The organism is Streptomyces sp. NPDC097981 (assembly GCF_040302565.1).
In the GTDB taxonomy this organism is placed as follows: domain Bacteria; phylum Actinomycetota; class Actinomycetes; order Streptomycetales; family Streptomycetaceae; genus Streptomyces.
This window is the reverse complement of sequence record NZ_JBEORW010000024.1, coordinates 131297-138718: the sequence shown is the minus strand read 5'-3', so window position 1 is coordinate 138718 and position 7422 is coordinate 131297. Positions and strand designations below refer to the sequence as shown.

At 71.1% G+C, this 7422-nt stretch carries 6 protein-coding genes; 1 reads left to right on the top strand and 5 read right to left on the bottom strand.

All coding sequences use genetic code 11. From position 1 onward, the window contains the following. Nucleotides 1–156: 156 nt before the first annotated feature. Nucleotides 157–711, top strand: a complete 555-nt coding sequence (locus ABTY04_RS23535; RefSeq protein ID WP_352215333.1) for a GNAT family N-acetyltransferase — start codon at nucleotides 157–159, stop codon at nucleotides 709–711. Between the two features lie 5 nt (nucleotides 712–716). Here the strand turns inward: ABTY04_RS23535 and ABTY04_RS23530 are convergent, their stop codons facing one another. From ABTY04_RS23530 to ABTY04_RS23510, 5 genes are read right to left on the bottom strand one after another with little or no spacing between them, the layout of a single operon-like run. Beyond that, complete coding sequence (locus tag ABTY04_RS23530; protein ID WP_352215332.1) at nucleotides 717–2291, bottom strand: type VI secretion protein; 1575 nt, start codon at nucleotides 2289–2291, stop codon at nucleotides 717–719. Nucleotides 2292–2293: 2 nt separating this feature from the next. Beyond that, a complete protein-coding gene (locus ABTY04_RS23525) occupies nucleotides 2294–3712 on the bottom strand; it encodes an ATP-binding protein (RefSeq protein ID WP_352215331.1) in 1419 nt (472 codons plus the stop codon). 19 nt (nucleotides 3713–3731) lie between these two features. Further along, nucleotides 3732–5294 carry an SCO6880 family protein gene (locus ABTY04_RS23520; RefSeq protein WP_352215330.1) on the bottom strand — a complete coding sequence of 521 codons (1563 nt, stop codon included), beginning with the start codon at nucleotides 5292–5294 and terminating at the stop codon, nucleotides 3732–3734. Continuing rightward, nucleotides 5291–6580, bottom strand: a complete 1290-nt coding sequence (locus ABTY04_RS23515; RefSeq protein ID WP_352215329.1) for a hypothetical protein — start codon at nucleotides 6578–6580, stop codon at nucleotides 5291–5293. The genes ABTY04_RS23520 and ABTY04_RS23515 overlap by 4 nt, the downstream gene beginning before the upstream one ends. Beyond that, nucleotides 6570–7409: a hypothetical protein gene (locus tag ABTY04_RS23510; RefSeq protein ID WP_352215328.1), complete on the bottom strand. Its 840-nt coding sequence runs from the start codon at nucleotides 7407–7409 to the stop codon at nucleotides 6570–6572. Before ABTY04_RS23510 ends, ABTY04_RS23515 begins: the two co-directional genes overlap by 11 nt. Nucleotides 7410–7422: the final 13 nt, after the last annotated feature.

The following is a 7422-nucleotide window of genomic DNA, read 5'->3' as shown; positions in this document are numbered from 1 at the left end:
GCGCCGATGGTACTGCAGGGGGGACCCTGTGGGAGAGTAGGACGCCGCCGAACAATCATTGTGGGAAAGCCCCGCACCTTATGGTGCGGGGCTTTCCTGCGTTCAGGAGGATTTGCGGATGCGGGGTCGGTCGGCCTTGTGATTGGATCCCGGATCATGAACGAATATGTGATGCGCCCGGTGCGGGCGGACGAGTGGGAGAAGGTCAAGGACCTGCGGATCGCCGCGCTCAAGGACCCGGCGGCACCGGTGGCCTTCCTGGAGACCCTGGCCCAGGCCGAGGCCAGGACCGATGAGTTCTGGCAGGACCGGGCGAAGGGAGCTTCACACGGCCGGCACGCACGGCAGTTCGTGGCCGAGGCACCGGACGGGGAGTGGGTCGGATCGGTGACCCTGCTGGTCGAAGAGGGCGGCACCAGCGACTTCTTCGAGCGGCCCATCGAGCAGACCCAAGGACACCTCGTGGGGGTGTTCGTACGCGCCGAGCAGCGTGGGACCGGGCTGACCGAAGCCCTTTTCTCGGCCGCGCTCGACTGGGCCTGGTCGCTGGAGGGGCCGGCGCTGGAACGCGTACGACTCTTCGTGCACGAGGACAACCAGCGGGCCGGGGCCTTCTACCGGCGGTTCGGGTTCCGGGCCAGCGGGCAGGTCGTGCCGATGCCGGGGAATTCCGACAGCAAGGAGCTTGAGTACGTGTTCCCGCGGCCGTAGGGCGCTCATCCGTGGGTGGGTTCGAAGGCCTCCTCGGGCCAGCGGGCCCTGGCCTGCTCCCGGCTGCGGCACAAGGCCAGCAGGGGAAGGGAATCCTCCCGGAGGAGCTCCGGGAGCCGGGGGACCGGGGCCACGGCTGCGACGTCCTCCAGGACGAGCGTGAGTGGTGGGTCGAGCCGGCCGTGGGATGACCGTGCGGCCATGCGGCGGCCGTGCTCGACCACGCTCGCGGCGAGTGCGGTCAGCAAGGGCATCGCACCCGGGTGGGTGCGGGGGTCTTCCAACGGTTCGCCCACCACGTAGAGGGTGCCCCCTTCGGTCACGAACGATGCAAGGGTGAGCGCATCTGTTCGGTTCGGGTTGCAGGCCTCGCGGATGTGGATCGACGTGAGGCAGGAGAGGGCACGGGCCGTCAGATGCTGGGCCTGCTCGCGGCGTTCGGGGTGGGCGGTGAGGGCGCTCTCCAGCTCGCCGGCGGCACCCGGGGCGGCCTGGGGATGCGTACGGAGGATGCGGACCGGGTCCTGGGCGCTGTTGCCCTGGGCCCAGCGGTGCAGCTGCTTGAACGGGCGGCCGTCGAGGGCGATGGCCTGGAGCCAGCTGCGCAGCAGCGTTTCGGCCGTGTCGGCGACGGCTGCGTCCATACGGGCCTGAGGGCGTACGGGGGCCAGGAGCGCGGCGGCGCGGGCGGCGGCGGTAGCGCGGTCGGCGCAGGCATCGGCGGGGTTCCAGTGCATGCGGGCCGGGGTGTCGCAGAGGTGCGAGGGGTCGTAGAGGAGGACCGGGCCGAGCTTGGCGCGGGCGTCCTTCGTCTCCGCCCAGAGGGCGGGGGAGGAGGTGACGACGAGGGCGGCGCCTTCTGCTGCCGCGAGGGCCCGGGCGGCGAGGTGATGGCGCTCGGCCGGGGTGCCGTAGGCGATGGCGGTCCGCCGGGTGGCCGCGGTCTCCCGGGTGTCCCCGAAGCCGTCGCCGGGGCCCCTGGAACCCTGCGCTTCGTACGCCGTCGGGGCCGGGACGGCGCCCCGGGCCTCGGACACCCGGGCCTCGGACACCGGGGCCTCGGACACCGGGGCGGCCGGGTGCTGCTGGGGGCTCGGGACCGCCGGGCGGGTGCTGGCGGAGGCGCCGTCCCCGTACCCCCGCGTCTCGTACGCCGTCGGGGCCGGGACGGCGCCCCGGGTCTCGGGCGCCGGAGCAGGCAGGTCGGGTGCGGCGGAGGCCTTCGTCCGGGCCCGGCGGGACTTGGTGCGGGCGATGACGCCGATCACGAAGACCGTCAGGACGAACAGCACCAGGAGTTGGCTGATGAAGAGGCCCCAGAACAGGCCCCAGCCCGAGAGGGCGGCCGGGTCGGTGGCCGGCCAGGCTCCCGGGACGTCGTGGGGTTGGGTTATCAGGGAGCGGACCGCCCCCGGGGTGCGGGTGAAGGTCACCGTGGCCGGCCAGGAACCCTTGGAGAAGAGCGCGGCGAGGCCCGTCGACGTCCAGACCAGGGCGGCCAGGCCCAGGAGGAAGGCCAGGAGGCCGACCAGCACGCCGTCCGGGATGCCGCCCGGTGGTCTCGTACTGTCCCCGTGCACGGCTACGCCACCGTGGTCGCAGAGCCCGGCCCGCCGCCGTTGCGGTGGCGTTCCATGAGGAGGGCGCGCTGCTCCGCTTCCAGTTCGGCGGCCAGGAGGTCGTCGGGGAGCTGTGGGGCGGACGATTCGGTCATGGCGCGGTCGGTGTAGACGAGGGGGCGCTCGGCCTCGGTGATGAGGTGTTTGACCACTTGGACGTTGCCGTTGACGTCCCAGACCGCGATGCCCGGGGTGAGGGTCGGGATGATTTCCACCGCCCAGCGGGGCAGGCCCAGGACGAGGCCCGTGGCGCGGGCCTCGTCCGCCTTCTGGGCGTAGATCGTACGGGTCGAGGCCATCTTGAGGATGGCAGCGGCCTCGCGGGCGGCTGCGCCGTCGACGACGTCCGAGAGGTGGTGGACGACGGCGACGAAAGACAGGCCGAGGCGGCGGCCGAACTTCAGGAGCCGCTGGAAAAGCTGCGCCACGAAGGGGCTGTTGATGATGTGCCATGCCTCTTCGACGAGGAAGATGCGCTTCTTGCGGTCCGGGCGGATCCAGGTGTGTTCCAGCCAGACCCCGACGATCGCCATCAGGATCGGCATGGCGATGGAGTTGCGGTCGATGTGGGACAGGTCGAAGACGATCAGCGGGGCGTCGAGGTCGATGCCCACGGTCGTGGGGCCGTCGAACATGCCGCGCAGGTCGCCGTCGACGAGGCGGTCGAGGACGAGGGCCACGTCGAGGCCCCAGGCCCGGACATCGTCTATGTCGACGTTCATGGCCTCCGCGGACTCGGCCTCGGGGTGGCGGAGCTGTTCCACGATGTCGGTGAGGACGGGCTGGCGGTCGCGGATGGTGTCCACGACGAAGGCGTGCGCGACCTTGAGCGCGAAGCCGGAGCGCTCGTCGAGGCCGTGGCCCATGGCGACTTCGATGATGGTCCGGAGCAGCGCGAGCTGGCCGGTCGTCGTGATCGCCGGGTCGAGGGGGTTGAGGCGGATCCCGTCGTCGTTGGCGGCGATGGGATCCAGGCGGATGGGGGTTATCCCCAGCTGCTGGGCGATGAGGTTCCACTCGCCGACGCCGTCCTCGCCCTGGGCGTCGAGGACGACGACCTGGCGGTCCCGGAAGCGGAGCTGGCGCAGGACGTACGTCTTCTCCAGGGCGGACTTGCCGTTGCCGGATTCGCCGAGGACCAGCCAGTGCGGGGCCGGCAGCTGCTGGCCGTACAGCTGGAAGGGGTCGTAGATGTAGCCCTTGCCGCTGTAGACCTCGCGGCCGATGATGACGCCGGAGTCACCGAGGCCCGGGGCTGCGGTGGGCAGGTAGACGGCCTGCGCCTGCCCGGTGGAGGTGCGTACGGGCAGGCGTGTGGTTTCGACCTTGCCGAACAGGAAGCTGGTGAAGGCGTCCGTCAGAGCGGACATGGGATCTCGCATGGGCGGCACTTCCTTCCGGCTAGCGTCGGATGCCGGTGGCGAACGGCAGGGTGTTGACGAAGGCGCGGTGGTGCTCGCGGTCGCACCATTCCAGCTTCAGGTAGGACTTGCCGGCCGAGGCGCGGATGGTCCGCTTGTCGCGGGCGAGGGCTTCCGGTGAACGTGAGGACACGGTGATGTACCCGACCAGGTTGACTCCCGCTGCACCGCTCGCGAGATCTTCACCTCTTTGGTCGAGCCGGCCGTGGGCGGCGATGTCGCGGGGGTCGACGGTGCGGTTCATCTTGGCGGCGCGGCTGGCGTCGGCCTCGTCGTTGGTCTTCTCCGTGAGCATGCGCTCGATGGCCACCTCGGTGGGCTCCAGATCCATGGTGACGGCGACGGTGCGGATCACGTCCGGGGTGTGGACGAGGAGGGGCGCGAGGAAGTTCACGCCGACCGGGGTCATCGGCCACTCCTTCACCCAGGCGGTGGCGTGGCACCAGGGGGCGCGAGTGGAGGACTCGCGGGTCTTGGCCTGGAGGTACGTCGGTTCCATCGCGTCGAGCTCGGCCGGCCAGGCGTTGCGCTTGGTCATGGCCTGGATGTGGTCGATGGGGTGGTCCGGGTCGTACATGGAGTGCACGAGGGAGGCGAGGCGGCCCTGGCCCAGCGGTTGGCGGACGCGGATGTCGGCCTCGGCGAGGCGGGCGCAGATGTCGGTGAGCTCGCGGGCCATGACGATGGCGAGGCCGGCGTCGCGGTCGAGCTTGCGGCCCTTGTGGGGGGTGCCGGCGCGGGCGATGGTGTGGGCCTCGGCGGCGAGTTCGCGCGTGTAGTGCATGCAGGCGACGAGGTACGCGCGGTGCTGCTCGGAGGAGGTGGAGACCATCGACTGGAGCTGGTCGTACGAGTCGCGCAGCCAGACGGGGGCGCTCGCGTCGCCGCGCTGGGCGACGTCCTTGGCGTGGGCGTCCGGGTCGGCGGGGAGCGTACGGGCGAGCATCTGGAGGCGGGTGACGAAGCCGTCGCCGTTGGCCACGTGCTTGAGGAGGGTGCCGAAGCGGTCGACGAGGGCTTCCTGGTCCTCGCTGTCGCGCAGGCCGACGCCGGGGCCCTCGATCTCGATGGCAGCGGTGACGGTTCTGCGGTCCGCGTGGAGGAGGACGGCGATCTCGTCGGGGCCGAAGGGGGCGGCGAGCCAGCTGATGCGGCCGATGCCGGGGGGCGGGCCGACCTCGACCTCGCGGCCGTCGGCTGCGCGGACGCCGGCTTCCATGGCGCCGGAGCGGTAGGTCGTGCCGCGGCGCAGGGTGCGCTTGTAGCTGCGGTTGATCTCGAACCACTTGTAGAAGGTGCGGCCCCGGTAGGGGACGTACACGGCGGCGAGCGCGAGCATGGGGAAGCCGGCGAGGGTGACGATCCGCAGGGTGAGGTCGGGGACGAGCAGTCCGCTCATCATGCCGAAGAACGCGCCGACGATGATCAGGGCGATCTCGCCGCTCTCGCGGTTCTTGCCGACGATCGCGTTCGGCCGGGCCCGGCCGATGAGATACGTGCGGCGGGGCGCGACCGGGTGCAGCTGGTGGGACTGGGTCGTCAACGCCCGTCACCTCCTGTGTTCCTCGTGCTCGAACTCGTGCGGGGCTGGGGTGTGGCGGCCCCGCCGCCGGATGTGGGACGGCTGCTGTGGGCGGCCACGCCTCCGGAGATGGGGTTGGCGGGGCGGGGGGCGCTGGAGCCGCCGCCGTCGCCGCCTCCGCGGTGGGCGCCGCGGCTGCTGTGCGTCTTGATGCCCTGGGAGACGAGGGAGGCCGGGGAGCTGATGACGGCGGCGGCCTGGGCGCCGTCGGTGGCTTTGTTGCGGTTCGAGCGGGCGGAGGCGATCTCGTCGCCGAAGCCGGGTACGAAGCGGTAGATCATCGCGGAGGCGAAGATCGCCAGGAGAATGATCGCGAGGCCGGAGACGACGGCGGAGAAGGCGTTCGGGCCCTTCTCGCCGGCGAGGGCTCCGGCGAGGCCGAGGACGATGACGATGACCGGCTTCACGAGGATGACGGCGATCATGATGCCGGCCCAGCGGCGGACGTGGCCCCAGAGGTTCCGGTCGACGAGCCCGGCGTAGACGACGACGCCGAGGAGGGCGCCGACGTAGAGCAGGGCGGCCCGGATGAAGAGTTCGAGGAAGAGGACGCCGGCGGCGAGGACGGTGACGAGGGAGACGACGATCAGCATGATCGGGCCGCCGCCGATGGAGTCGCCCTTCTTGAGGGCCTCGGTGAAGGAGCCGAAGAACACGTCGGTCTGGCCGCCGGAGGCCGAGGCGATGACCTCGGTGACGCCGTCGGTGGCGGAGACGACGGTGTAGAGGATCAGGGGGGTGAAGGCGGAGGCGAGGACGGTGAGCCAGAGGAAGCCGACGGCTTCGGAGATGGCGGTGGTGAGGGGGACGCCGCGGATGGCGCGCTTGGCGACGGCGAAGAGCCAGAGGACGAGCGTGAGGATGGTGGAGGCGGCGAAGACGATGGCGTACTGCTTGAGGAAGGCGCCGTTGGTGAAGTCGACGTTGGCCGTGCCGTTGACCGCTTTGCTGAGCTCGGTGACGATCCAGGCGGCGGCGTCGGCGCAGCCCTTGGCCAGGGAGGCGAGGGGGTTGAGGGCGTCGGCGGGATCGCTGGGCGCGAGGCCGGTCCGGGGTGCGCCGGGTGCGCCGCTGCCGCGCTCGCAGTACTGCTTGGCAGGGCCGATGAGCAGGTCGCAGGGGTTGTTGCTCGGCTGTGGCGTAGGCGCGGCTGGTGTCGGGTCTGCGTAGGCCCGGCCAGCCATGGCGAGGGCGGCGATGTGGACGGTGGCGATGACACCGGCACGCGTCCGGATGTTAGCGGGCATAGCTGAACCCTCCGAACCCCTTGACTGCCTTGCTGATGTCGTCGGATGTTGAGATCGGAACGTCACCGGGGACCGGTGCCGGGCCTTCCTGCTGGGTGTCCGAGGTGACCTTCCAGTCGTCACCGGCCCAGGTGAGTTCGAACGTCCACGTCTTCCACGTGGTCCGCACGGGGTCGGTGGACTGGGGCCCGGACATGCCGATCAGGCCCATGTACCAGACGGAGATCGTGGCAGCCGTGGGGCTGTACTTGTCGGCACGGGCTCCTACGGGCACGGCACGGGTGACGAAGGTGCTGCCTTGAGGCGCGTTCCCGTTGGCATCCAGACCGAGCTTGTTCAGGAAGGCGGACGAGTAGGCCTGGTCCTGGGGGCCCTTCAGCTTGGCGGCCGCCTCGGACGTGTAGATGGTGTCCACGAGGGTGTGGCGGCTGCTTGCTCTGAACATGCCGTCAGAGCCGAGCGCGACCGCGTAGTTGGCGGCTGCCGACTGGGCTCCCTGTTCGTCGTGGGCGAAGCCCTTGGGGATGGCTCCGTTCTTGCCGTCCACCGGGTGGGTGCCCGTCGCGGCCGTGGACGTGGCGTCGGGTGGGGTCTGGTCCGCCGGGGTTCTCGGGCTGTCCGACGACTGGTTCGCGAACGCGATCGCGGCGATCAGGAGGACCACCACGCCGACCACCGTGACCAGGCTGCGCGAGGCGCGGGGGGTGCGGCGCGGGGCGCCGTACGGGTCCGAGGGGGCGTCCGGGAGACGGGTGCGGGTCTGGCCCGTGCCGCCGACCTCGCCGTAGCCGCCGCCGGCGCCACCGCCGTACTGGTCGTCGTTGCTCATTCCGTGTCCGCCC